This is a genomic window from Pedobacter namyangjuensis, from assembly GCF_003313325.1.
Lineage (GTDB): Bacteria > Bacteroidota > Bacteroidia > Sphingobacteriales > Sphingobacteriaceae > Pedobacter > Pedobacter namyangjuensis.
Genome location: NZ_QMHQ01000004.1, coordinates 274184 through 299350, shown reverse-complemented (window position 1 = coordinate 299350; position 25167 = coordinate 274184). Strand labels below are relative to the sequence as shown.

The window sequence follows — 25167 nt, the reverse complement described above, 5'->3', positions numbered from 1 at the left end:
ATGTTGCTACATTGAGTTCCCCGGTTGTTTTTTTAAAAGTAACAATGTTAATGTTGATTGCTTTTGCCCAATGGGGTTGTGTATTTTTGTACGATAATTGAAATATGAAGGTTGCTAAGGATTTTGTTTTATTGATACTGATGGCTTTTCTTTTTGCATGCAAGCAAGAAGGAAAGGTAGCGGTTATTCCGGTTAATGATTTTTTCAAATCACAAGATAAAGCAACTTATCGTGTATCCCCAGATGGCAAAAGTTTAGCTTATTTAAAACTTCAGGGTCAGAAGCAGAACCTTTTTGTAGAAGATATTGCCAGCGGAAGTATTTTACAGCTAACGCAATTAAAAGAGAAAAATATTACGTTCTATTCATGGGTAAGCGATAATGAAATTATTTATCACAAAGAAAAACCTGGAGATAGATTTCAATCAGATCTTTTTATCATTAACAAAAACGGTAAAGATGAGAGGCAATTAAGTAGTAATACTAAGGCCAGGATTAGGGTGTTAGAAGATCAGTTAATTGAAAATAAGTACATTCTAGTACTATCAAATCAACGAGATTCGACAGTTTCTGATGTTTATCGATTAAACGTTAGAGATGGCAAAATGCAAATGGCGGCTAAAAACCCTGGTAATTATACCAGCTGGATGACGGATAGCAAAGGGCATTTAAGAATGGCAATTTCAAGTGATGGCGTAAACGAAACGCTAATGTATCGTAATACTGAAAACCAAGCTTTTAGACCAATTTTAACCAACAACTTTAAGACAACTTTATATCCAATAGCATTTTCTGAAACCAAACAAAACAGTCTTTATGTAATTACAGATGCCAACAGAGACAAAAGTGCATTAGTAGAATTAGATTGCAATACCGGCAAAGAAAAAGGTGTGCTCTTTGCTAATGATACTTTAAATGTAGTTGATGCGCAATACTCAAGGCAAAAAGGGAAAATGGCTTACGTTGTTTGTGAAACCTGGAAAAAGGAAAAACATTATTTAGATGAGGAAAGTAAATTACTTAATCAAAAACTAGATAAATTATTGCCAAATACCGAAACCAGAATTACAGACAGAGATAAGAAAGAAGATGTATTTGTAGTTAGAACGTTTACCGATAGAAATCCAGGGTCTTATTATCTTTATGTAGCCAGTACGGGCAAAATTAGAAAACTAAGCGATATTAATTCGGCCATTAACGAAGCGCAAATGTGTGCGATGAAACCAATCAGCTATACTTCTAGAGATGGGTTGAAAATAAATGGCTATTTAACCCTGCCTCTAAATGTTGAAGGTAAAAATTTACCGGTTATAGTTGTGCCACACAATGGGCCAGGGCAGAGAAATACTTGGGGTTATAATGCCGAGGTACAGTTTTTCGCCAACAGAGGTTATGCGGTGTTACAGGTTAACTATCGTGGCTCTACCGGTTATGGAAAGAATTTTTACGCAGCAGGTTTTAAGCAATGGGGCAATAAAATACAAGATGATGTTGATGACGGTGTGAATTGGCTAATAGCAGAGAAAATTGCTAATCCAAATAAAGTTGCCATTTACGGAAGCGGCTTTGGTGGTTACATTGCGATGAGCGCCGCTATTAAAAATCCGAAGTTATACAAGTGTGCCGCATCTAACGGAGGGGTGTTAAATCTATTAACCTACTTAAAATCTATACCACCGTTTTTTAAATCTAGTTTAAAAATGTATTATGAAATTTTCGGTAATCCAGATACAGATGTCGACTATGTAAGTCAGGTTTCACCGGTATTTCATGCAGATAAGGTTAATATTCCTATCTTTATTACACAAAATATCAAAGATCCGAGAGGTAACTCTGGCGATGCAATTCGATTTGTTAAAGAGCTTAAAAAACGAAATGTTCAGGTTACGTATTTAGAAAAAGACGATAGTTCTTTCAATCGTGAAGAAAGTAGGCAAAAAGTATATGCTGCGTTAGAAGAGTTTCTAGCCGTAAATTTGAAAAAGAAATAGTTTCGCAAAGCAAAAATGGTTTCGCAAAAAGATAGTGGCTACCGTAAAAATTTCTCGTTAATCGTCACCTTTATCGGTCTAATATCGGTGGTGTTTATACTATCGCTTTTTTTGGCTTTTAATTTCAGTAAAAAAAACATAGAGAACGATTTCGTATCGGCCAAAGCCAACGTTTTAGAGGAAAGCATTAAGCCCTACAATGATTTTTTCTTGAACAAATTGCCAGAAATTTCTTTTTACAATGGTTATTTGGATTCTGCATCCGCCAGTAAGTTTACAGATACCATCTTAATGCAATACCCTTTCGTGTCTCGTGTTACGTTTTACGATACAGAGGTTAAAAACGAGCGCTACGAGGATCATGGAATTAACCTTGGCGATTTTGCCATCGGTATGAAAAACGTTTACCAATTCGGTAAATCGGTACATAAAGATTCAGTTAGGTTGTTTGGGCAAAATGAGGCTGTAAAAGGAGCAGGCCTAGAGGATTTTAATCCAGTTACCTTAAAACTGATAAATTTTATTCAAAAGCTGGATACGACCAAAGTGCCTACCCAAGAAGATCTGTTTAGCAACTTTACAGATATCCGCCATAATAGAATTGATTATTTCAATATCCCGAGTTTTGAAATTCTGAAGGTTTACAAGCGTATGATTTCGACAAAGTTGGAAACCGAACCTGTTTATCAGCAGGATATGCTTTCGTTTGAGTTGGACCCAAATAAAATCAGAATAAAAAATACGCGACCATTACTGTATCAGAACATAAGAATTGAGCCTATCACTTACGATCCGATTGATACAACTTCTGAGTACATTACCGGAGAAATAACCTTAGGCGGTCCATTTTCAGATTATAAATTATATTTTACGTCTTCGAGAGACTTCGTTAAAAAAGAAATTTTCAGCTTCTTTTGGCCAATTGCAGCCTTGCTTTTACTTTTTTACGGCGTTTTGGTATTAGTAGCTTTTTTAATCTATAGAAACTTAAACATCAACCATAAAATGTTTAAACTTCAGTACGATTTTGTTACCAACTTAACCCACGAGTTTAAAACCCCCGTCAGTGTAATAAAAATAGCAGGCAACAACATTAAAAGCGCCACGAGTTTAAGTGAGAAAGAGCAGAAACTTTATGGTAAAATATTAGATGAAGAGGCTGATAAGCTAAATGGCTTAATGAACAAACTTTTGGCATTTACGCAGATAGAAAATAAAGCCATTACGCTAAATAAGGATTCGGTTACGATAGAAGATTTTATTGAAAGCAGTTTAGATGCCTACGCGTTGAAATATCCCGATTTTGAAGTTAGTTATGAAGTTTCGGGCTTTAAAACATTTATTACAGATCCGGTGTTGTTAGGCAGCTTGTTCGATAATTTGGCGGAAAACGCCTATAAATATTCGGCGGTTAATAACAAGAAACTGCATATTACCGCAAGAATGATTAAAGACCGCGTTGTATTAAGATTTAGAGACGAAGGCATCGGCATCCCATCGTCAGAAATTAATAATATCTTTAAAAAGTTTTACCGCATACAAAATAGGTATAACCAGAACGGAAGTGTGGGCTTAGGTTTGGCTTTCTGTAAGGAACTTGTTAACTTTATGAACGGAGAAATTAGCGTTAAAAGTGTGGTGGACAAAGGCACGGAATTTAAAATAGTACTACCTTATAATAATTAATTGAAATGTTGTAATGTTTAACGTTGTAAGGTTTTTCAACTTTTCAATTTTTAAATTTTACAGCCTTAAAACAAATAAATATGTCTAAAGGAATAAAAATACTTATAGTAGAAGACGACGAAAATCTACGCTTTTTGGTTGTTCATCGTTTGCAAGCAGAAGGTTATGAGGTAATTGAAAATAGCGATGGTGCAACTGCGGTCTCTACCATTACCAACGAAAAACCAGATATTGTACTTTTAGATTGGATGTTGCCTGGTAAGGAAGGTGCTGAAGTTTGCGAAGAAGTTCGTAAAGCTGGCTATGAGGGTTTGGTAATTATGATGACTGCAAAGGCACAGGATGTCGACAAAATCGATGCGTATAATTTTGGCGCTTCAGATTATGTAACCAAACCATTTAACATGGATGTTTTGGTAGCGATGCTAGATAGCAAATCTAAATTCCTTTTAAATAGCGATCGTTCTGAAATTCATCGTTTTGGAAATATGGAGCATCATCCAAATATCCATACCTTGTACAGAGAAGGCAAAAAAATAGAATTAACTATTTTGGAGAACAGAATATTACTTTACTTTTTGCGTAATCCAAACAAAGTTATTAACCGCGATGAATTAATGTTGGTGGTTTGGGGCTACAACTCTGATGTAAATACACGCACCTTGGATATGCACATTGTTCGTTTGCGTAAAAAAATAGAATTAAACCCAGATAACCCGCAGTTGTTGCAAACGGTGCGTGGCGTAGGTTACCGCTTTAACGCGGGCTAATATTTTAATCCTGAATTTCTGAATTGAATTTTGTAGTTTTCGCAAAATTTAACCTTATGAAATTCAGGATTTTTTGTGTGCTTTTTTTTGCGTTTCTAGCGCCAATTTTTGCGCAGCAAACCACAATTGGTAAGTACCAAAAGCATGAGTATAACGGTAAAAACCTACAGATATTCGGTACACATGGTATTATCGAAATCACACCCTATACCAAGCAAGTTTTTCGTGTTGCCTACTTTGGCAAAGAAGTTAAATATGATACACCTTATACTTTAGTGGCTTCGCCCGACAGTGTAAAAACTACCTTAAAGGAAGATGAAAAATCAATTTGGTTAAGTTCAACATCGTTAGCGCTTAAAATCGACAAGGAAAATTTGTTGCTAAGCTTTTATCTAAACGGTAAAACACCTTTGCTTAAAAATCACAGTTATGCCACGCAAAGCGATGGAAAAAAATATCTCCATTTTAAGATAGACAGTACGCAAAGCATTTATGGTTTAGGGTCTCATGCCTTAGCTTCAAACCGAAAAGGGGAAGTGCTGGAAAACTACCACCAAGCGCATTACGGTTATACAGCTGGCGAAAAAAACTTAAATATCTCGGTTCCATTTTTTGTTACGGATAAAAAATATGGCATTTATTTCGATAATTATGGTTCAGGAAATTTTGATTTAGGAAAGACTAAAAGCGATGTTGTTAGTTACGAAACAAATGTTGGCGTAGCATCTTACTTTGTGGTTTCTGGTAATAGTTACGATGAAATTTTAAATAATTACACCAATTTAACGGGTAAACAACCTTTACCACCGCGTTGGATTTTAGGTTTTATGCAGTCGAGATTTGGCTACAGAAGTCAGCAAGAAATGATGGATGTAGCACAAAAAACAAAAGCAGAAGGTTTTCCGATAGATGCAATGATACTGGATTTGTATTGGTATGGAGAAGATATTTCTGGAATCGGAAATTTGGATTGGCATAAAAAAACGTTTCCAGATGCGCCGAAGATGATGGCAGATTTAAGAAAAATGGGTATTAAAACCATTCCGATTACGCAAACTTTTGCTACCCTAAAATCTACCAATTACAATAGTTCTGCTAAAGCAAAACTTTTTGCAGGAGGCATTAATCAATATCCATATGTTTTGCAAAAGTTTTGGGCCGGTCCGGCTTCTCTGTTGGATGTGTTTAAGCCAGAAACACAACAATACTTATGGAGTAACTACAAAGCACGGATTAACGAAGGCGTAGCTGGTTTTTGGACAGATTTGGGCGAGCCTGAAATGCACAATGACAGCATGCAATTTGTATTAGGTAGCGAACGCGAAATACATAATATTTACCCCTTAACCTGGAACAAACTTATTTTTGACAATTATAGAAAAGATTTTCCTAAAGAAAGGGTTTTTAACCTAACGCGTTCTGGCGGTGCCGGAATGCAACGTTATGGTACTTTTACTTGGAGTGGTGATGTATCTAGAACATGGGAAGCCTTGAAAATTCAGATGCCAATCATTACCGGAATGGGAATGAGTGGCATTGGTTACATGCACCCAGATGCTGGCGGTTTTACTGGTGGAGATAAAGAACCAGAACTATATATACGCTGGATGCAAATGGCGAGTTTTTTGCCAATTATTAGAGCACATGCAGATGTAAAACTGGCATCCTCAGATCCTAATGCGGTAGGCAACAGTATTAAAAAGGAAGCTGAAGATAAAATTCCGTATCCGGAACCTGTTTTTTGGGATGATAGCACCAAAACTATCGTTAGGGAATATTTAAACTTACGCTATAAATACCTGCCCTACAATTATTCTTTGAGTTGGCTTAATACACAAATTGGTCGGCCACTCGTTTTGCCGGTTGGTTATTTCGACACCTCAAATAAATTGCTTAAAAACGTGGACGACGAATACTTGTGGGGCGCCGGCATGTTAGTGGCGCCTATAACAAAACGTGGAGATACATCCAGAAAAGTGGTTTTCCCGACAGGTAATTGGATTGACATAAGAGACCATAAAAAGTTTAGTGGTTCAGCGACAGTTATGGCGCCAATTACTTCTATACCCGTTTTTGCCAAAGGTGGAAGCTTGATACCTACTGCCAATTCTATGCCTAATACCGATGGCTATAATGCTACTACCTTAATTTTAACTTATTACGCAGATCAGGAGGTGAAAAACAGTGCTTTTACCATGTATCTGGATGATGGAAAAACTGCTGATGCCGACAAAAATGGAGCGTTTGAACTGCTAAGTTTCAAAGCAAGTAATATTGCGAATAATCATACAATAACACTAACAAAAAAAGGAACTTTTGACGGTGCACCCAAATTGAGGGATGTTTTTATCGAAATTCCGAGGGTAAAAACTGTGCCTGCAAACATGTTAAATGGCAAATTGGTATTACGCAAGGCGATATCTGATCAGGTGTTGTTAACTTCCTCTAATTTTTATTTTTACGATGCAAAAACTAAGGTTTTAAAAATCCATATCAAGTGGGATGGAGAGCCAGTTTCGATAAAGCTGAATAATTTGATGCTGCAATAATAGTTTGGAAATTTCTTGAGTGGAAGATAGCCAGACAATTTTTTAAGTTGATTGCTTGAAAGTTGTAAAAGCTGGTATTGAATGCGGTTACTTTTGCGTTATATTTTAGTGTTTTTAATAGGTTTTGCCAAATTAAACGGGATGGAAGCGGCATCCTTTATTTTCTTTTTCGACCTTATTTTAAACGAAGATAAACCCAGAAAATAAAGATACAGCGTACAGCCCGACTAGCCTAAATAGTTGTAGGGAAAAAGCTTTTTAAAAAAATAATGCGATAGACTTAAAACAATGGCGCTCTGCCGATGAAAAGCGTTAGGTAAACAATTAGCCATTGCAATAGCATGGTTCCGTCTAAAAAGAGGAAGTAGAAGTACTCGTTTTTTTTGATGTTGGATTTAAAGATTAGCCAGCCGGTAAGTGCAACGGTAAGCACCAAACCAATTACCTGCGGATTGATTTCTTTAGTAAACAAAACCAACATGATTACGTAAACAACAAGTAAAGCTTGACAGAAAATCCATGCTTTTTTCTCTCCTAAAATAACCGGAATTGTTTTTAGTTCGTAGAGCTTGTCTTGATATAAATCCCTAATATCAAAAGGGATGGTAATGGCACAAATAAATAGAAAACGTTTCGCCACCAAAAGGAGTGTTTCGCTTAATGAAATCATGATGCCAAAAGTGCTTTCTATCTGTACAATTGGTAAAAGCACACAACTAACCGACCATACAAAACCAATTAAAAAAAGCTTAATGCCGGGCAAATTACGAAGGCCTATTTTTTTATCGTTAAAGTTTAAAAATGGAAAATTGTAAGCTAACGCTAAAGCACCTACAAAACCCATTAATAATTTAGACTGTATGCTCAAGTACCAAAGCGACAAAGGAATGATACAAAGTGCGGCAATTAGTGTAATTGATATGGTTAGCCTGTGGTGTGAGAAAATCCAGCGTACACGTTTAAAAGGTGATTTTTGGGGCTCTTTAGGCTTGGATAACAACATGCTAAGGTTGTAAATAAGAAGCGTAGAGCAGAATAAAAAGGCTAATACATATTTATCAGCCGGCACACGAAGCAAATAATAGGTTACTAAACCTTGAGCAACGGCGCAACTTGCAATAAATAAATTGCTAAAAAGTAAAAAATCTACAATTGCAAGTACTGCCTTTTTAATCATACAATAAAAGTAATGATTGAGTTTTGAATTATAGGCTGATTGAATAATTTGCTCATCCCATAATTCAGTATTTACTACGCTCGCTTCAACTCAAATATCGTTATTTCCGGTAAGATTCCAACACGTCCGGGATAACCCAAAAATCCGTAGCCCACGTTTACATAAAGTTGTTGCTGTTTTTCTGCGTAAAGGCCTGCCCATTCTTTGTAAATGTATTGCACTGGGCTCCACTGAAATTCTTTTAGCCTTACGCCAAACTGCATTCCGTGGGTGTGGCCGGCAAACATGGCATCTATTTGAGGGTATTTTTGCAATACTTCGTTTCGCCAATGCGAGGGATCGTGAGAAAGCAATAATTTAACCGGAAGGTCGTCTGTGTTTGCGGTAGCTAATTCCATTTTGCCATATTTAGGGAAACGACCCATGCCCCAGTTTTCTATACCTAAGATACCAATTTCCTGCCCATCAACCTTTAAGCGTCTGTTTTGGTTCATCAGCAAATCCCATCCCATAAGTTGGTGGGTTTTAACCATATCTTGCAGGTTTTTTACTTTTGCAGGAGAGCTTTCTCTGCCAAAATGGTAGTCGCCGTAATCATGGTTGCCCAATACCGAATACACCCCAAGCGGTGCAGTTACCTTTGAGAAAATATCTTGATAATCTTTTACCTCGCTAGTGAGATTGTTCACTAAATCGCCAGTAAAGAATACGAAATCTGGCTTTTCGGCCATTAACATTTCTACGCCACCTTTTACCGCAACTTTGTTATAGAAACTACCCGAATGGATATCTGATATCTGTGCCAACTTAATACCATCGAAAGCAGATGGAAGGTTTGGCAAAACCAACGTTCGACGTTTAATTTGATAATCGTAGGCACCAGAAATAATGCCCCAACTCAAAGAGCTTAACGGCACTGCTGCCGCAACTAAACCTGCTTTAACTAAAAAAGCAGACCGAGAAATTGGTTCGCCGACCTGAGCTTCTTCTGTAACTTCTTCCTCTTTATTTACTACCGGACTAGACTTCTTAACGGTTTTGAAAAGTTTAATAAGACCTCTTCTAATATCATCTATTAACAAGAATGGTATCATCATAAACTTGGCAACCGACAGCAAGAAAAAGGCAACTAGAATTACAGCCCTGGCCGATAGAAATAGGTTTAGGTAAATGGCTGCGAAAACTCCACCTATCAGTAGCACATTTACTGTCCACCAGGTAATGGTAAAAACCTTTTTGGTTTTAGGCGACCATTTTTTAAAAGTGCCGATTATGGCTTTGTAACAATAAAAATCTATTAGTAAAACAAAAACGCAAAGGAAAAGTAGAAAATTGGGTCTCATATATTTTATAGGCCGAAATTGGAAAATTAGCTAAGTTTTAAATTGTTTGCAATGTTAGCGGAAATCGTCCTCATCTTCTTCATCTAAATCTACATTAAATAAGCTATCAAACATATCGGCAAAGCCAAAACCACCGTTTATGTAGTTTTTGCTTACTTGAGAATATTCAGCCAAGCCATGTAAAACAAACTCCATTAGTAACAAGGTTTGGTTTTCGCTTAATTTAGGATGGAATTTTTTAACTAGCTCATGTAGGCCGTCAACTGCCATAAGCTCTTTGGTGTATTTGGTTAAATCTTGGTCATCTGCAATTGCTATCGTATTTCCTTCGGTAAACCATTCGGTTATTTTGGTATACGGATTTGCCGTTTTACTTTTCTTAGCTCGCTCTGGATCTGGGAAATATCTTGCAAATAAATGTTTAACCGCTTTGCCTATCAGCGTATGTGCAACTTTGGCCGGGCCTTCCAATTCACCTTCGTAAACCAATTCTATTTTACCGGTTACTGCCGGAATTATTCCACTTAAATCTGCTAAACGAACAAAAGTATTTTTTTCATTGTTGATGAGCATTCTTCGCTCTGCGTTACTAATTAAATTCTCGTATGCAGAAATAGTTAAACGTGCAGAAACACCAGATTTTTGATCAATAAATTCGCTTTTACGGGCTTCGAAAGCAATTTGCTCTACTAAATCCTTTACCAAGCCGTCAGCTTCAATATCTCTGCGTTGTTCTGACGTTAGTTTGGCCTCCTGGAAAGTGATTTTTCTAGAGATTTCAATGGTTTTAGGATAATGCGTTAAAATTTGGCTTTCAATCCTATCTTTTAACGGTGTTACAATGCTACCACGATTGGTGTAATCTTCTGGGTTGGCGGTAAATACAAATTGAACATCCAAAGGCAAACGTAATTTAAAACCACGTATTTGAATATCTTTTTCTTGCAACATGTTAAACAAAGCAACTTGGATACGAGCTTGTAAATCTGGCAATTCGTTAATTACAAAAATGCTACGGTGCGCCCTTGGTATCAATCCGAAGTGTATAACACGTTCATCATTGTAGGTTAACTTTAAGGTTGCGGCCTTAATTGGGTCAACATCTCCAATTAAGTCGGCTACAGTAACATCTGGAGTAGCTAGTTTCTCGGTATAGCGCTCGCTGCGGTGTTGCCAAGAAATAGGTGTATCATCGCCATGCGTTGCAATTTCATTTTTAGCGTACCAAGAAATTGGGTTCAACGGATCGTCAAAAATCTCACTTCCCGAAACGTAGGGAATGTATTCATCTAGCAGGTTAACCAACAAACGGGCAATTTTTGTTTTTGCTTGCCCGCGTAAGCCCAACAATAAAATATTATGGCGAGAAAGTATAGCGTTTTGGAGTTCGGGAATTACCGTTTCATCGTAACCTAAAATACCTTCAAAACCAGCTTCTTTATTTTGTAGTTGGCTAATGAGGTTTTTTCTAAGTTCTTCTTTTACGCTTAATGAGGTATAGTTGGAGGCTTTTAATTCGCCTAATGTTTTTGCTTGCATTTTTTTTGGAATAAGGATGAAAGAGCAAGGAACAAAGATTGATCGCCCAATCATTGTTCCTTACTCTTTGTTCTTTTATCTATCTTATTGTTTTTCTTCTATTCTTAATATAATCTTCAAAAATGTATTCGCCTAAGCCACTTAATGAGCTGTAAAAGGCCCTACCGCCGTTAACCTGCGTAAACTGACGCACAAATTGTTGCAAATAAGGGTCTTGCGCAATCATAAATGTAGTTATCGGAATGTTTAGTCTTTTGCACTGTGCCGCCATGTTTAGTGTTTTTCCAATTACTTTTCTATCTAAACCCATACTGTTTTTATAATACCTGCCATTTTCTTTCAGGCAAGTTGGTTTACCATCGGTAATCATAAAAATTTGCTTGTTGTGGGTTTTTCTTCTGCGAAGCAAATCGGTAGCCAATTCTAAACCAGCAAAAGTATTGGTGTGGTACGGGCCAACTTGTAAATAGGGAAGGTCTTTAATCGTAATCGGCCAGGCATCATTTCCAAAAACCACAATATCTAAAGTGTCTTTTGGATACTTGGTTTTTATCAGCTCTGCTAAAGCCATGGCTGTTTTCTTTGCAGGGGTAATTCTATCCTCGCCGTACAAAATCATAGAGTGCGAAATATCAATCATCAGCACTGTCGAGGTAAGCGTCTTGTAGTCTTTTTCCTCTACCTCTAAATCGCGGTCTGTTAAGGTAAAATCGCCTATGCCATGATTAATTTGTGCGTTTTGTATAGACGCCGTCATGTCAATTTGGTCTAAGCTATCTCCAAAATTATACTCGCGTCTATCGGCGTTTTTCTCTTCGCCAATGCCAGACATGTTACTGTTATGATTGCCCTTGCCCGCTTTTTTCAGCTTTCCAAAAATTTCTTCTAATGCCGATTTTCGAATAGTTTGTTCGGTTTTTGCGGTAATCTTTGGCTCTCCGTTTTCTTCTTTTAAGTAACCTTTCTCCTTTAGCTCGTCAATAAAATCACCCATCCCGTAGTCGTTATTGGTAAATTTATATTGTTTGTCCAGCTCATTCATCCAAGCCAAAGTCTCGCCAGCATCGCCAGCGGTGTAGTTTAACAATTCGGTAAAAAGCTTCAGCAATTCGTCGAAACCACCTTTTGGCAATTCGTTTGGCAAAAACTTAGAAAATTCGAAACCTCTCATGTGCTTATATAAACGGATAATCGAAGGTAAATGTTTAATGCATCAGTATTTTAAGGCGGATGTCATATTTAAGACTGCAAATAGGCAAAAGCATTAAAGCTCAAGTAAGAAAGATTAAATCCAAAATTACAGGCTCAAACAAAATATCTACTTAAAACTGCTTATTGATTTGGGCGCTCCCCAAGGGTCGGGCTTTGCAGGGCTCCGCTTCGCTTCGGTACCGCGAAAAGCGGTACTAAACCCTTACAATCCCTAGCGCAAAAGCCCCTCAAAGTTTTTTACCTAACTTTGGATCAAATTATTCGCTAATAAATTTCTAACAATCCAGTTTCATCATCATTATATAGATGATGGATATCAGCACTATGTTTGATTAAAATTTCTGCTAAACTATTGGTAGATTGATTTCCCGTCCTTAATAAAACAACCTTTGGCGGAAAACCGTAAACATTTGAGAAATTATAGAAATCATCATCATTAGTTATAATAACAGCATTTTTAGATTTTGCCCATTCCCAAATGGCGATGTCTGTTGCTGGTTGGGCTACATCAACCCAATCCACTTGCTCAATGTCAAAAAAATGGGAGGATAATTTATTTTTTAACTTAAACGAAATGTTTGCGTCGAGCAGTATTTTCATCAAGCAGAGATTAAACGAGTTCTATTTTCACTGTTTGCGGCAAAAGATAAAGCAGCTTTAATATGCTCTGCTTTTAATTGAGGAAAATCTTGAGTTATTTCTTCGGTTGACATACCAGAAGCTAACCAGTTTAAAATATCTTGAACTGTAATTCTGGTCCCCTTTATGCAAGGTTTACCAAACCTTACATTTGGATCTATATTAATATAATTAATGAAATTTTCCATTGTTTCAAGTTTTACACTAAGTTAAGAAAAAAAAATATATCGATAGTTAATGCTAAATATCAGTTTAACATTAAAATTACCTGCCTAATCTTTCACAACTTCGCCTTTTGAGTTATAAGTTTGTTTATTATAATTTCTATACTCCAAATTATCAGCGTCTTTTTTAACGCTGTAGCTAGAGAAACCGTCGTCAAATTTTTTAATTACTTTGTTTTTATGGTCAATTAACTGGTATCCATCGCTGGTTTTTACCATTGCGCTAATTTTTGAGAAATTTTTTGCTTCGTTGTACATGAAAGGGATCACCAACACATTTTTGCTGTTAATGTAGCCCCAATTGCCTTCGGCATTTTTTACCGGTGCAAGTCCGCTCGAAAATGGTTCAACATCAGCATACTTAGAGCCATCTATTATAACATCGCCTTTGGTATTGATAAAAAGGTTTTTACCCAACTTATTTTTTACCAATAATAAGCTGTCCATCCCAAAAAAATCATAAGTGTCTATCACGTAATCTTCCTTATTTATTTTTCTGCCATCAGCATTGTATACGTCGTCTGTGTTGCTCAGGATACTGTAATCTGCAAATTTTTCTTTAGAAGTGTAAGGCTTACTATGAAAGATAAAATCGCCGTTAATTTTATAATTGTAGCCTTTTACGCTCAATACCTTTTTTAAATCTTTGTTAACGATGGTATTAACCTCATCATCGGAAGTAAGCACAATGTAATTTCCTTTTACGCTAATATTATCTAAACTAGGCTCTAAAACTACCTTGTTGGTTTCAATTTCTACTAAACCTTTTGGGCCATTAATGGTTTTTTCAATCGCATAATATTTATCCAACATCGCATCGTTCTTGTAAAAATGATAGTTAAAAGGAACCAGTTTTTGATTGGCTTTGTCTAACCATAATATAGAACGGTAACCATCTTCCGTTACTCCGCCAAAAAAGTACGGGCCTTTGTAATGAGATAATTCTTTTTGAGTTGGTTGCGCAATCCATTTGCCGTTTTTGTCTAAAATGCCAGCTAAACCATTTTTGTTGTAAGCAACGCCCAAACCATCTACATACTTTACGGTGTTTTTTAAGGTGAAATTGTAATTGTTCACAGCACTTTTTTCGGGCTTTAAGAAGATGTTGATCTGCTTTAAATTGCCTCTAAAACTATAGCTGGCATTTACTAAATTTTCTGGTTTGTTTTTATCTTCCTTCGGAATTTTATCGTACAAATCATCAATTAGTTCGTCTGTGTTTTTATAGCTACCCTTATCAATGTTGCTGATAGCAGTTTTGCAGGCTTCCAAGTATTTTGCTAAAAATTCGGGAGAATAATTTATGGTGTTGCTAGAAGAGGATGATCCACTTTGATCTAGTGCTTTGCCAACCGAATTAATTCCCTCAACCTTTAAAATTTTTTCTTTTAGCTCTGGCGAGATTTTTAGAATGGCAGTAGCATCTTCTATAGAAATCAGTTCTATTTTGCCCAATACGGACTGGTGTAAAGCATTTTCAGGACTTAAATTTATAACAGGCATAGCTTCTGGATAGTGATAACTTGCTTCTAACTCAATGCTGTCAATCCACTTTGTGCCTTTAATTTCGTTTATTTTTTCATCGTTTCTGCCGTAAACTTGCTTATCGAAACTTGCACTTGTGCCATCTTGATAATAAACTTTTTTAAGCTTTAATTCCGGATTTGGAAATTTATAATCATCGTAATCCGTTACGCTGTACATTAAGCTTTTTTCGCTATAACTAATACTTAGGTTGGTGTTTGGGTAAAATACTTTTTGGTTAAAGTAGAGTTTGTTTAAGGTCTGGTTAAACTTTTTGATAATCTGATTTTTTGGAGAGCTATCGAACTTTTCTGTCGTTTTGCTTTCTGCTACATTACTATTGCCCGGTGTAATTCTTATAGATGTTGAAGCTAGTTTGAGCAGGCTTTCTATACTTTTATTTTGCTTTATAATAACTTCTTTTGCATCGGTTAAAGACTTTCCCTCTAAAAGCGATTTGATATCTTTTTTAGTAGTTTGAGCCATTGAAACGGCAAAAAAGGCAAGAAATATAGCGGTAAGGTAGATGTGTTTTTTCATTTGGTTTTTGTTTTAATCGAAAACTGTTTCGTTGTAGAATGGGTTTGCGCCATGTTGAGATGCCACAAAAGCACCAACTTTGCAAGCTCTATCCAGAGTGGTGTCCATTGGAAATCCGTTAAGATAACTTGCTACAAAGGTTGCCAAAAATGCATCGCCAGCACCAACGGTATCGGCAACTTTAACCGGATATCCTTTGTGATGATACAATTTTTCTTCGTGTAAAATTTGAGCGCCTTTGCCCCCAAGTGTTAGGCAAATGGTAGCAATATTAAACTTATTGCTAAGTTGTTTTAGGAGTTGTTCGTCATCGTTTCCAGTTAAGGCAAATGCCGATTTGAGAATAAGTAACTCTTCATCGTTAATTTTCAAGACATCAGCATAATTAAGCAAAGTTTCTAAAGTTGTGGTCTCGTAAAAAGGCGCCCTTAAGTTAATATCGAAAATCTTTAGTTTAGCGTCTTTTAAAAGAGATAAAATTGTATTTCGGCTTTGCTGGTTTCTGCAAGTTAAACTACAATAGACTAAGGCATCGGCATTTTTTACTGTTTCAACTGCCTGGTCAGAAAGTTCAATAGCATCCCAAGCTACAGGTTCTACAATGGTATAAGTTGCTTGTTGTTGCTCATCTAACTTTACATTTACGGTGCTGGTTGGTAACTTGTTAACCTGAATTAAATCAGTGGTAAAGTTTTCGTTTTTTAGAAAATCGATCAACTCTATTCCATCGTTATCATCGCCTATGGCACTAATAAATTTACTATTGATATTTTGTTTATGAAGGTTTAAAGCAACGTTCATGCTAGAACCACCAGCTTTTTTCTGATCTGGTAAAACATCCCATAATATTTCGCCAATGGCAACAACAGTTTTTTTCATCTATATTGTTTTGGTAATGTTTGAATAAAAGATTAGTGTTTAACCCAATTTTAGTCAAAATCGTAATACAAACGGTATTTATTACAACAAGTACACTGAAAAAGATAACCTTGACAAGAACCGTTGTCGCGTAAATAATTTTGCAAATCGGCCAATTTTATTCCCCCAGCATTGGCCAAATCTGTTTCAATATCAGCAAATTCTTGTAAAATAGGTTCAATTTCTTGCCAGCCCACATAGCCTTTAAATGCACAATAATCATTACAATGTGCTAACCAATATTCTTGTTGCCAACCACTATAACCAGGGGTGCGCTCAACCAATTCTTTTAATTTTTCAGAATCATTAACGTCGTCTACACTTACATCATCCTGAAAACTGCCATCAAATTTATTAGAGGCTTTGCCATGGGCTATGCACCAGGGGCAAAGTGCATCGATATCTTCAACAGCGTAAAACGGACCGCTATAATAAACATCTGTTGGTTTCTTGCAACAGTCGCAAGTTACAATGGTATCAGTTTTAAAAGCTCCGGTAAGGGTAGGCTCCGGATGGTATTTGAAAAACGGCAAAGCTCTTTTCGCTACTTCACTTTGTGTCTTTTTAGCTTTGGGCTTTGGTTTTTGCACATCTTTATGCTCCAAAAGTTCGAGCAATTGTGTTTTGTCTTTTTGTTTGTTTTCTAACGCGATGGCTTTTTCTAATGCAACAATAGCTTCTGGGTAATCCATGGTGTAAGTTTTAACATTACAAAGCATTCTCCAAAAATTTGCGTCTTGTGGATAGTCAATTAAAATAGCATTTAATTGTAGCTCAGCTTCTTCAAATAATGGCGTAGATGATTGAGAAGGTAAAATATGTTCGAACCAAAACTTATTGCTTTTAGAGATTGCCTTAGCAATGGTGATATTAATTTCTTTTAACTGCTCAATTCTTTTATCCATTGTATTTTGATTTTAGCCTAATAGGTTTGCCCGGTTATAATCGAAAATTTCTTTCGCATCGTTTTCAATCAACTTATCTAATAAAGCATTGTAGCCATTTTCTATTTTATACTTCATTTCGTTTTCGTACAACGGAAAAACAGAATAGATGTTAATTTGGTTTTCTCCAACAGGTATTGTGGTAAATTCCTTATCAAAAGTTACCGAAGGCAAAATTACAATGCCAGTGTAGTCAGTGTTTTCGCTGTACGGATCCATATCTGCTGTGGCTTGTAGGGTATGCCCAATAGCTAACCAAGTATCGTAATGGTGCGGGAAACGAGCAGTTTCTTTAAGCATTTCTATTAGCCAATCATTTTCGCCTTGCCCGGTTACTTTACCAAATTCTATCGATTTAGGCAATAACAACATCAGCTCTGCGAATTTATATTGCTCGGGATTTTCCACAGCATCTGGCACGGTCATTTCCAACGTACTCATGCCAGCGGTAAGTAAAATTTTAAAATTATGTTGTTCGGAGTCTACCACATAAACATCAAGGTGGAAATCTGGGGAGAAAATTTCATGAAAAACAGTAACTTCTCCAGATTTGTATTTTTGGTCTAAATGTTTAGAAATTGCTTCGGCGTGGTTATCAAACGAGGGTTTTTGTTTGAATTTGTCAAAAAAATCATTCATGGTAGGTTAGGGTGGAAGGACTATTGTGGTTTTATAAAATAAGTTTCTATAAAGAGTACAATAGTTATTCCAATTGTGTAGGCAACAATGTCTTCCCAGGCAAAATAGTTTCCAATTACAATATTTGCCAGCTTATTATTAGCTAATCCTATCAGCTTTACAAATTGAAAATATTGTAAAGTTTCTACCAAATAAGAGAAAATTAAAACTCCAATGGCCATTGGCAAAACTGGTGCTTTTATAAAAGCTTTTACGAAATAATAAATTAGTATAACTACCAGAACATCGCCAATGTAGGGGCGTATAAAGTTATCTTTTATGTAGAGGGCAATTATAACTTCTATAATAAATATTGCTATCGCGATTAAAAAACTAGTAAGATGAAAGCGGAACATGTGTTTTTGTTTTTCCATTTTATGCGGTTTATTAAAAAACTAATTTAATTTAGATTTTGAATTAATGAACCTATTATGAAAAAAATTATTATACTCTTATTTGTTGCTTTTACAAGTACTGCCATGGCTCAAACTGCCAAAGATAAAACCGCAATTTTAAATATTTTAGAACAGCAAAGAAACGATTGGAACAAAGGCGATTTAGAAGCATTTATGCAAGCTTATGCTAAAAGCGATAGTTTGCTATTTGTAGGCAAAAGCGGGCCAACTTATGGCTGGCAACAAACATTGGATAATTACAAAAGAGGATATCCGGATAAAAGTGCCATGGGCTTTTTAACTTTCGGTATTAAAAAGGTAGATTTTTTAGCAAAGGATAAGGCATTTGTTTTAGGTAGTTGGCATTTAAAACGTGATAAAGATGAACCTAAAGGTTACTTTACGTTATTGTTGCAAAAGATTGAAGGTGTTTGGAAAGTAATTGTTGACCATAGTAGTTAAAAGCGCAATAATGAAAAACCTAATTTTTCTGCTCTTAATCACTGTAAGCTTTTCTTGTAATTATTCGGCAAACAAGAAGCCAGATAAGCAGATTTACACAAAAGATGGTTTGAGTTTTGAACTCCCGAAATATTGGGAAGTTGAAAAAGACAGGCCTATTGATGGTGTGGCAGATAGCCGTTTTATTACAGTTAGCAATAAAGAACCGTTTGCAGATGATAGCTATTTTGTTTTAACTGCTGTTAAAAGTGCTAATAATTTAAGATTTACATTAAATAACCTGATCAAACAATCGCGAATTAGTTTTAGCAAACGTAAAATGCAATTTGGCTTACTAGGCCAGGCCAAGCCTTTTGTTTTTGGGCAACATAAAGTTCTTAGGGTTGGGTTTGAAACTAAAGTTATTGCAACCCGAAACAAAGGTTCTTTTAGTGTTTTTGATTATGCCGGCAAAACTTATTCAGTAGTTGGCAGCGCCGAATTTAAAGACAGTAAGGAAAATACAGCAGTTGTTGATGCCGTTATTAAATCATTAAAAATTAATTAGCTGTTGGGGTTTGCTGTTCGACATTTTTAATATCGAAACCTATATCGTAGGAATCTAATCCGTTTAAACAGATCAGCGATAACGCTTCGAGCGTATAAGCCGAAAATTGTTATTGTTTTTTATCCGCATAAACACTAAGCATCCCGTTTTTGAATGCAGGCTAATTTTTTCAGAAAAACAATGGTATCACGTTTCGGCAATTGCAGTCCTTCTTTCCGTTTTACTCCTCCCGATAAATCGGGATTCGTGCTCACTCCAATAAGGTTTAGCTAATAAAGGCTTTGCGCTTTTCGGAATTTAATCCCCTCAATACACAAAATTTAGCTTGCACAATTTGATGCTTTGTAGTTACTTACGGCCCCAAAAAAAAGGCAATAGAAATAATCCGCCCATTGGACAGTTCTTCTGCTTAAGATTTGCTAAAAAGAGTGTAGGTATTTAAACGAATATCAAGACTATCGTTAAAGTTTAAAACCTTATTCGCCCAGCTTTAAATTTTTATAGTAGAAATCTTTGTCAGCATCAGTAATTTCTTTAATTACCCTGCAAGGATTTCCTGCAGCAAAAACATTGTCGGGAATGTCTCTAGTAACAATACTACCCGAACCAATAACTACATTAGAACCAATTTTTACCCCCGGGTTTATTACTACGTTACCGCCAATCCACACACTATCGCCAATAGTAACCTCTTGCGCCCACTCGTATTCTTGATCGCGTAAGTACGCATGCATAGGGTGGCCAGCTGTATAGATTGCTACATTTGGTGCAATAAATACATTATTGCCAATACTTACCTTGGCGCAATCTAAAACCACCAGGTTAAAGTTGGCGTAAAAATTATCGCCAATTTCTATGTTATAACCATAATCGCAACGAAACGGAGGTTCTACGTAAAACATTCTTTCTGTTTTTCCGAACAGCTTTTTTAATAGCTCTTTTCGTTGTTTAATAAATTTCGGAGCCAGATTATTAAACTCATAAACTATTTCGCGGGCTTGTAAACGTTCTTTAGATAGTTCTGCATCGCCAGCTTGATAAGCTTTACCGGCAAGCATTTTTTGTTTTTCGGTAACTAGATTTTCTTCCATTGCACTGCTAAAGTAAGTATATGAATGTGTAGGCCGTAATTATTTTTGAGATTATGATATGGAAGTGTCTTTTGCTGACCTATAAATCTAAACCCGATTGAAGTGAAAATACTTTTACCACTCCCCTTCAGGGGAACAAGTGGTAAAAGATTGCAACAAAAAGCGGGGCTGTCTTATCCGACGCCCCGCTGTGTTTGCTTTACCCTAATTTCTGTAAGAGAGTTAGTAAGTATGATTATCTTGGATTTCCGTTTTTCATTGCTTTTTCGGCAATAACTACTGCTTTTTTCTCTCTCCAATGGGCGTATTTTTCTTTAAATGCCATTTTAATTAAACTGTCTACTGCGCCATGCCTAAATAAGCTCCACACGCTAGCAACTTTACGAGAGATTGACTGATCCCAAGCTCTTAAGCTTAAAGAGAACGAACCGTCTACATATTTCATCCAATGCCACATTCCCGTAGGCATAAATAAAGTATCGCCATGCTCTAAAAACACTTCGTAACCTTGTACGCCTTTTAAAGCTGGGAATTTTTCGAAATCTGGATTATCTACTTTGTAATCCTCTAAAGCATAGGTTGCATTTGGCAAACAATATAACCTATCCTTCCATTTGTAGTCGAATAAAATAATATGTTTCCTGCCACCAAAATGGGTGTGGAAAATGTGTGGTAAATCGATGTCGTAATGTAAAAAAGTAACAGAATTTGACCCTCCAAAAAACATTGCAGGCATACTTTCTATAAATCCGCCCATTAAATCTTTAGGAATTTTAATATCGTTAATTAGGCTTGGTACTTTTTTAAATAAGTTGAAAAAGAAAATCCTCAACTCAGTTGGCTCACGTTTGATAAGGTCAAGATAATCGCCAAACTTCATATGAGCGGTTGCTGCATTAATTGGCTTTGACGGGTCTGCTTTAGAGTTATCGTATAAGGGCACCTCCAAGTCGCCACCAATTTCCTTTAAGTATTCGGTAGTCCATTTTTCTCTAGCAGGCCAATCTTTGGTTAAACCTCTAATTATTAATGGACGTTTGGTTTTAAGGTAGTTTTTTTTAAAATCTTCGGGAGTGATGTTCTCGACGATATCAACAGGTTTTAAAATAAAGCTCATAATGTGCGATAAGTAAATAGTAGGTAAATGGTTGATTATTTACCATTACAAAAATGTAAATTAATATTCGAAATAAATATGATTAATCTCATAAATGTTAAGCTGATGATAATTCGATGTAAAATAAAAAAGCGTCACGAGTTATCGTGACGCTTTTAAAAGCTAATTGATTGGGATGATTAACCTCTTATTTTGGCATTAATACGGTGTCGACAACATGAATTACGCCGTTGCTTTGAAAAACATCTGCAATGGTTACTGTAGATGTTCCACCTTTTTCGTCTTTAAGCACTAGTTTTTTACCATCCATCCAAGCCCAAAGTTTGCCACCTTGTACGGTAGTAAGCTCTGCTTTACCACCACCTGCTTTTATTGCAGCGGCAATTTCTTTGCTACCCATTTTGCCTGCTACTACATGGTAGGTTAAAATTTTGGTTAAGGTTTCTTTGTTTTCTGGTTTTACTAAAGTTTCTACCGTTCCTGCTGGCAACTTATCAAAGGCCGCATTTGTTGGTGCAAAAACAGTAAATGGGCCAGTGGTTTTTAAGGTTTCTACTAAACCTGCAGCTTTAACAGCGGCTACCAAGGTTGTGTGGTCTTTAGAATTAACGGCGTTGTCTACAATGTCTTTGTTGGCGTACATTTCAGCACCACCAACCATTGGGTTTTTTTGTGCGTAAACGTTAGATGTAAATGCCATAGCTACTACGGCAATTGCAGATAATAATATTCTTTTCATAATTTTTAGATTTTATGAAAGGACATACGGAGATTACTAGATGGTGGATTGAAAAAAGGAAAAATATGTTTTAAATGCTTATTTTATAGCTAGGTAACTTTTGCTTTCCGGATGATTTTGGAAAACCAACCAGGGAAAAATCTTTTTAAAAGTATTCCCTTGGTTTCTTTGCCACCAATGTAAACTTCCTCTTTTTTATCTTTAATGGCTTTTATAATTTCAATTGCGCAAGCCTCGGGTAGCATGCCGTTTTCTTGAGCACTGTCCATTGTTCCCTGAGCACTTCCATTTGCTGTTAGCGCATTTATAGTAACTTTTGTTTTTATAAAACCTGGGCAAGCTAGCAACACTTGTATATTCGGATTGTCGACCTCTATCCTTAAAGAATCGAAATAGCCATGTAAGGCGTGTTTAGATGCTGCATATGCAGAACGAAATCTTGTGCCGAACTTACCTACTAAACTACTCACACAAACAATGTTGCCGTCGCCTCTGGCCAACATTTGCGGTAAAACAGCTTTGCTTAAAATTACAGTTCCCCAAAAGTTTACATTTAGTAATTTTTGTTCAGTTTCTAATGTTGTTTCTAGCGCTAAACTACGCTGACTAATGCCACCGCTATTAACTAAAATATCTATGAGTCCGTAAATTCTTAAAGCATCTTCAGCTTTTTTTGTCAAACTATCCTGGTCTGCCAAATCCAAAGAAAGTACATGTACATCTATTTGGTTTTTACACTTGTTTTTTACCCTAAAAAGTTCATCTCTATTACGAGACGAGATAATAAGCTTTGCGCCAGCTTTGTTAAATTCGTAAACTAATGCTTCTCCAATTCCAGATGAAGCACCGGTAATCCACACAATTTTATCTTTCATTAAATTCTATTATACGTATCATCAATAAATAACTCGGCAGCTATGCCGTCGGCAAATAGTTTGCCTTCTTTGCTCAATTTTATTGTATCGTTTTCAAGCAATAGTTTGCCGTTTTTAACAAAAGGTTTCATTTGCCTACGCGTTTCATCTCCAAAAGCAAAGCCGAAATCACTGTTTATTTTCTTTAAATCTGTTCCCCACTGTGTACGCAACGAAGTCATGATGTATTCGTTAAAACGATCGGTTTTCGATAGTTCCTCAACGGCTTCAGCCAGTTCATTTTTGGCCAATAAATCTAAGTACTTGGCATTGTTGGCAATGTTAATGTACCTGCAAAAACCATCAAAACCATGCGCCGATGGTCCAATGCCTAAGTATGGAACGCCTTTCCAGTAATTGGTATTATGTACAGCATATTTTCCTGGTTGTGCATAGTTAGAAATTTCGTAATGCTCAAAACCTGCAATGCTTAGTTTTTCTGTTAAGGTTAAAAATTGGTTAGCACTTTGTTCGTCGCTTACCGGTATTTGTTTTCCGGATTTCACAGCGTTTGCCAATGCTGTTCGTGGTTCAACGGTTAAGGAGTAAGCAGAAATATGTGGTGTTTGTAATGCTATCGCGGTTTCTATGTTATTGAGCCATTTGCTATCTGTTAATAAGGGGTAGCCATATATTAAATCGATGGTTAAATTTTCGAAACCAGCATCCTGACTTCTTTTAATGCAACTAACAGCCTCTTCAGCATTGTGGGCTCTATTCATCCACAAAAGATCTTCTTCAAAAAAAGATTGAACGCCAATACTAAATCTGTTTACTGGCAATTGCCTTAGTTCGCTTATTTTTTTTGCATCTAAATCGTCTGGGTTGGTTTCTATGGTTATTTCGGCATCGGCCGATATAGAAAAATTACTGATAAGTGTATCGAAGATTTTCTGTAGCGCAACCGATGAAAGTACAGATGGCGTACCTCCACCAAAATAGATGCTTCCAACTTGTTCGGTAATTCTGTTTTTTTTCAGTTTTATTTCCTTGCAAATCGCATCAACCATTTCATCGGCATATTTTAAAGACGTTGTGAAATGGAAATCGCAGTAATTGCAAGCTTTTTTGCAAAAAGGTATGTGGATGTAGATGCCGGCCATCCTGCAAAGATAAATTAATTTGAAGCTACACTTTAGTATACAAATAATAAAGCAGTAAATTTGTAGCACAAAACCACAAAACACACCTTAATGGTTAAAAGATTTGCTTTATTATTTTTTTTGCTGATAGGTGCATTTTCTTTTGGGGCTCATGCGAAACAAACTGCGCCCATCGATTCGCTCCAACAATCAGATCTGGGTTTTAGTGTTGTAGATTCTACTTCGGCCCTTGTGTTACCTGCGGATACGCTTACCCCAAAGTTGCTTAAACCCTTAGATTCTGCGACTGTGGCACATATAGCCGATAGTTTAGCTACAGGTTTCGGCGGATTTAAAGTAATAAATGTAAAAGAGCTTGTGGACTTGTTTTTGCTAAGCTCGCAAAGTAAGGTAGAACAGCAAAAGGGAGACTTGCTAGTTAGGGGCGATGTTTGGATTTTAGCGGTAGTAGGATTTTTAATAGTAGTATTTGCTATAATAAACAGTATGTTTTCTAAACAGCTAATGGCTATTGTGCAATCTTTTTTTAGTAACAGGGCATTGGGTAATTTAAATAAGGAAGACACCTTATTTACCTCTTGGCCATTTTTACTTTTATTTGTACAATTTGGTTTTACCATAGGGATGTTTTTCTATCTGGTAGCGCAACAACAAGACTTATCCTATGTGGCAAACGGATTTCAATTTTTCCTAACTATATCGATAATAATAATTTTACTTTATGCGCTAAAGATTTTATTGCTACGCCTGTTGGGTTTGATTTTTGACGTGCAAAAACCAGTAAGCGAATACATTTCTATATTATATTTAAGTTATTTTAATGCATCGTTATTATTTATGCCCTTAGTAGTAGCTTTCGCCTTGTCGCCCCTTAAAAACGGCAAATTATATATTGCAATAGCGGTTGTTTTGTTGCTTATAATTTTTGTTTTTCAGTTTATTAGAGCCACAATAAATATTTTATCTCAATATCGATTTTCAAAAGTCTATTTATTTTTGTACTTTTGCACCCTCGAAATTTGCCCTATATTAATATTAATCAAGGCAATAGGATTTTAAGCGGAA

General features: G+C 36.2%; 23 protein-coding genes. 7 read left to right on the top strand and 16 right to left on the bottom strand.

The genetic code is table 11. From position 1 onward, the window contains the following. Positions 1-104: 104 nt before the first annotated feature. The 4 genes from DUT69_RS17045 to DUT69_RS17030 all read left to right on the top strand — a co-directional run bounded on the left by DUT69_RS17045 (position 105) and on the right by DUT69_RS17030 (position 6996). Positions 105-1991 (top strand): S9 family peptidase, encoded by a 1887-nt coding sequence (locus DUT69_RS17045; RefSeq protein ID WP_113654462.1) that lies wholly within the window; start codon positions 105-107, stop codon positions 1989-1991. A gap of 15 nt (positions 1992-2006) precedes the next feature. Further along, on the top strand, positions 2007-3677 hold the full coding sequence (locus tag DUT69_RS17040; protein WP_113654461.1) for a sensor histidine kinase: 1671 nt from the start codon (positions 2007-2009) through the stop codon (positions 3675-3677). 80 nt (positions 3678-3757) lie between these two features. Beyond that, positions 3758-4447, top strand: coding sequence for a response regulator transcription factor (locus DUT69_RS17035; RefSeq protein ID WP_113654460.1), 690 nt, complete (start codon positions 3758-3760; stop codon positions 4445-4447). A 56-nt stretch (positions 4448-4503) separates the two neighbouring features. Beyond that, a complete protein-coding gene (locus DUT69_RS17030) occupies positions 4504-6996 on the top strand; it encodes a glycoside hydrolase family 31 protein (RefSeq protein WP_113654459.1) in 2493 nt (830 codons plus the stop codon). Positions 6997-7276: 280 nt separating this feature from the next. On the opposite strand, the gene DUT69_RS17025 is transcribed toward DUT69_RS17030, so the two are convergent. The 11 genes from DUT69_RS17025 to DUT69_RS16975 all read right to left on the bottom strand — a co-directional run bounded on the left by DUT69_RS17025 (position 7277) and on the right by DUT69_RS16975 (position 18108). Continuing rightward, a complete protein-coding gene (locus DUT69_RS17025; protein WP_113654458.1) occupies positions 7277-8173 on the bottom strand; it encodes a UbiA prenyltransferase family protein in 897 nt (298 codons plus the stop codon). Positions 8174-8247: 74 nt separating this feature from the next. Next, the gene (locus DUT69_RS17020; protein WP_113654457.1) at positions 8248-9516 is read right to left on the bottom strand and encodes a metallophosphoesterase; all 1269 of its coding nucleotides are present in this window, start codon (positions 9514-9516) and stop codon (positions 8248-8250) included. Positions 9517-9570: 54 nt separating this feature from the next. Continuing rightward, a complete protein-coding gene (locus tag DUT69_RS17015; protein ID WP_113654456.1) occupies positions 9571-11055 on the bottom strand; it encodes a sigma 54-interacting transcriptional regulator in 1485 nt (494 codons plus the stop codon). 79 nt (positions 11056-11134) lie between these two features. Beyond that, positions 11135-12226, bottom strand: a complete 1092-nt coding sequence (locus DUT69_RS17010) for a vWA domain-containing protein (protein ID WP_113654455.1) — start codon at positions 12224-12226, stop codon at positions 11135-11137. A 305-nt stretch (positions 12227-12531) separates the two neighbouring features. Continuing rightward, positions 12532-12867, bottom strand: a complete 336-nt coding sequence (locus DUT69_RS17005; protein ID WP_113654454.1) for a DUF5615 family PIN-like protein — start codon at positions 12865-12867, stop codon at positions 12532-12534. After that, entirely contained in the window at positions 12867-13094 is a 228-nt protein-coding gene (locus DUT69_RS17000) for a DUF433 domain-containing protein (RefSeq protein ID WP_113654453.1), read from the bottom strand. The genes DUT69_RS17005 and DUT69_RS17000 overlap by 1 nt, the downstream gene beginning before the upstream one ends. An 84-nt stretch (positions 13095-13178) precedes the next feature. Next, entirely contained in the window at positions 13179-15194 is a 2016-nt protein-coding gene (locus DUT69_RS16995; protein WP_113654452.1) for a WG repeat-containing protein, read from the bottom strand. A 12-nt stretch (positions 15195-15206) separates the two neighbouring features. Then, positions 15207-16073: a carbohydrate kinase family protein gene (locus tag DUT69_RS16990; RefSeq protein WP_113654451.1), complete on the bottom strand. Its 867-nt coding sequence runs from the start codon at positions 16071-16073 to the stop codon at positions 15207-15209. A 50-nt stretch (positions 16074-16123) separates the two neighbouring features. Next, positions 16124-17017: a CbrC family protein gene (locus tag DUT69_RS16985; protein WP_205314296.1), complete on the bottom strand. Its 894-nt coding sequence runs from the start codon at positions 17015-17017 to the stop codon at positions 16124-16126. Positions 17018-17029: 12 nt separating this feature from the next. Beyond that, positions 17030-17695 (bottom strand): suppressor of fused domain protein, encoded by a 666-nt coding sequence (locus tag DUT69_RS16980; protein ID WP_113654450.1) that lies wholly within the window; start codon positions 17693-17695, stop codon positions 17030-17032. A gap of 20 nt (positions 17696-17715) precedes the next feature. Continuing rightward, on the bottom strand, positions 17716-18108 hold the full coding sequence (locus DUT69_RS16975; RefSeq protein WP_240186749.1) for a ribosomal maturation YjgA family protein: 393 nt from the start codon (positions 18106-18108) through the stop codon (positions 17716-17718). A 57-nt stretch (positions 18109-18165) separates the two neighbouring features. Here DUT69_RS16975 and DUT69_RS16970 point away from each other — a divergent pair, with 57 nt between their 5' ends. Beyond that, positions 18166-18591 carry a YybH family protein gene (locus DUT69_RS16970; protein ID WP_113654449.1) on the top strand — a complete coding sequence of 142 codons (426 nt, stop codon included), beginning with the start codon at positions 18166-18168 and terminating at the stop codon, positions 18589-18591. Between the two features lie 10 nt (positions 18592-18601). Then, complete coding sequence (locus DUT69_RS16965; RefSeq protein ID WP_162796348.1) at positions 18602-19138, top strand: hypothetical protein; 537 nt, start codon at positions 18602-18604, stop codon at positions 19136-19138. 476 nt (positions 19139-19614) lie between these two features. Here the strand turns inward: DUT69_RS16965 and DUT69_RS16960 are convergent, their stop codons facing one another. The 5 genes from DUT69_RS16960 to hemW form a co-directional block, all read right to left on the bottom strand. Beyond that, the gene (locus DUT69_RS16960) at positions 19615-20229 is read right to left on the bottom strand and encodes a sugar O-acetyltransferase (protein WP_113654447.1); all 615 of its coding nucleotides are present in this window, start codon (positions 20227-20229) and stop codon (positions 19615-19617) included. A 235-nt stretch (positions 20230-20464) separates the two neighbouring features. Beyond that, positions 20465-21346: a cupin-like domain-containing protein gene (locus tag DUT69_RS16955; RefSeq protein WP_113654446.1), complete on the bottom strand. Its 882-nt coding sequence runs from the start codon at positions 21344-21346 to the stop codon at positions 20465-20467. A 187-nt stretch (positions 21347-21533) separates the two neighbouring features. Next, entirely contained in the window at positions 21534-22085 is a 552-nt protein-coding gene (locus DUT69_RS16950; RefSeq protein ID WP_113654445.1) for a fasciclin domain-containing protein, read from the bottom strand. Between the two features lie 89 nt (positions 22086-22174). After that, the gene (locus DUT69_RS16945; RefSeq protein WP_113654444.1) at positions 22175-22960 is read right to left on the bottom strand and encodes an SDR family oxidoreductase; all 786 of its coding nucleotides are present in this window, start codon (positions 22958-22960) and stop codon (positions 22175-22177) included. Then, positions 22960-24102, bottom strand: a complete 1143-nt coding sequence (gene hemW / locus DUT69_RS16940) for a radical SAM family heme chaperone HemW (RefSeq protein ID WP_113654443.1) — start codon at positions 24100-24102, stop codon at positions 22960-22962. The genes DUT69_RS16945 and hemW overlap by 1 nt, the downstream gene beginning before the upstream one ends. 90 nt (positions 24103-24192) lie before the next feature. On the opposite strand from hemW, the gene DUT69_RS16935 reads away from it, so the two are divergent. Continuing rightward, complete coding sequence (locus DUT69_RS16935) at positions 24193-25161, top strand: DUF4271 domain-containing protein (protein ID WP_113654442.1); 969 nt, start codon at positions 24193-24195, stop codon at positions 25159-25161. Positions 25162-25167 lie beyond the last annotated feature (6 nt).

Bases quoted from the DNA above. Each gene is read 5' to 3' on its own strand.
- DUT69_RS17015 (WP_113654456.1), bottom strand. From the start codon at position 11,055: ATGCAAGCAAAAACATTAGGCGAATTAAAAGCCTCCAACTATACCTCA.
- DUT69_RS17030 (WP_113654459.1), top strand. From the start codon at position 4,504: ATGAAATTCAGGATTTTTTGTGTGCTTTTTTTTGCGTTTCTAGCGCCA.
- DUT69_RS17000 (WP_113654453.1), bottom strand. From the start codon at position 13,094: ATGGAAAATTTCATTAATTATATTAATATAGATCCAAATGTAAGGTTT.
- DUT69_RS16995 (WP_113654452.1), bottom strand. From the start codon at position 15,194: ATGAAAAAACACATCTACCTTACCGCTATATTTCTTGCCTTTTTTGCC.
- DUT69_RS16975 (WP_240186749.1), bottom strand. From the start codon at position 18,108: ATGGAAAAACAAAAACACATGTTCCGCTTTCATCTTACTAGTTTTTTA.
- DUT69_RS17025 (WP_113654458.1), bottom strand. From the start codon at position 8,173: ATGATTAAAAAGGCAGTACTTGCAATTGTAGATTTTTTACTTTTTAGC.
- DUT69_RS16960 (WP_113654447.1), bottom strand. From the start codon at position 20,229: ATGGAAGAAAATCTAGTTACCGAAAAACAAAAAATGCTTGCCGGTAAA.
- DUT69_RS16965 (WP_162796348.1), top strand. From the start codon at position 18,602: ATGAAAAACCTAATTTTTCTGCTCTTAATCACTGTAAGCTTTTCTTGT.
- DUT69_RS16945 (WP_113654444.1), bottom strand. From the start codon at position 22,960: ATGAAAGATAAAATTGTGTGGATTACCGGTGCTTCATCTGGAATTGGA.
- DUT69_RS16970 (WP_113654449.1), top strand. From the start codon at position 18,166: ATGAAAAAAATTATTATACTCTTATTTGTTGCTTTTACAAGTACTGCC.
- DUT69_RS16980 (WP_113654450.1), bottom strand. From the start codon at position 17,695: ATGAATGATTTTTTTGACAAATTCAAACAAAAACCCTCGTTTGATAAC.
- DUT69_RS17010 (WP_113654455.1), bottom strand. From the start codon at position 12,226: ATGAGAGGTTTCGAATTTTCTAAGTTTTTGCCAAACGAATTGCCAAAA.
- DUT69_RS16985 (WP_205314296.1), bottom strand. From the start codon at position 17,017: ATGGATAAAAGAATTGAGCAGTTAAAAGAAATTAATATCACCATTGCT.
- DUT69_RS16955 (WP_113654446.1), bottom strand. From the start codon at position 21,346: ATGAGCTTTATTTTAAAACCTGTTGATATCGTCGAGAACATCACTCCC.
- DUT69_RS16990 (WP_113654451.1), bottom strand. From the start codon at position 16,073: ATGAAAAAAACTGTTGTTGCCATTGGCGAAATATTATGGGATGTTTTA.
- DUT69_RS16935 (WP_113654442.1), top strand. From the start codon at position 24,193: ATGGTTAAAAGATTTGCTTTATTATTTTTTTTGCTGATAGGTGCATTT.
- DUT69_RS17045 (WP_113654462.1), top strand. From the start codon at position 105: ATGAAGGTTGCTAAGGATTTTGTTTTATTGATACTGATGGCTTTTCTT.
- DUT69_RS17035 (WP_113654460.1), top strand. From the start codon at position 3,758: ATGTCTAAAGGAATAAAAATACTTATAGTAGAAGACGACGAAAATCTA.
- DUT69_RS17020 (WP_113654457.1), bottom strand. From the start codon at position 9,516: ATGAGACCCAATTTTCTACTTTTCCTTTGCGTTTTTGTTTTACTAATA.
- DUT69_RS17005 (WP_113654454.1), bottom strand. From the start codon at position 12,867: ATGAAAATACTGCTCGACGCAAACATTTCGTTTAAGTTAAAAAATAAA.
- DUT69_RS16950 (WP_113654445.1), bottom strand. From the start codon at position 22,085: ATGAAAAGAATATTATTATCTGCAATTGCCGTAGTAGCTATGGCATTT.
- DUT69_RS17040 (WP_113654461.1), top strand. From the start codon at position 2,007: ATGGTTTCGCAAAAAGATAGTGGCTACCGTAAAAATTTCTCGTTAATC.
- hemW (WP_113654443.1), bottom strand. From the start codon at position 24,102: ATGGCCGGCATCTACATCCACATACCTTTTTGCAAAAAAGCTTGCAAT.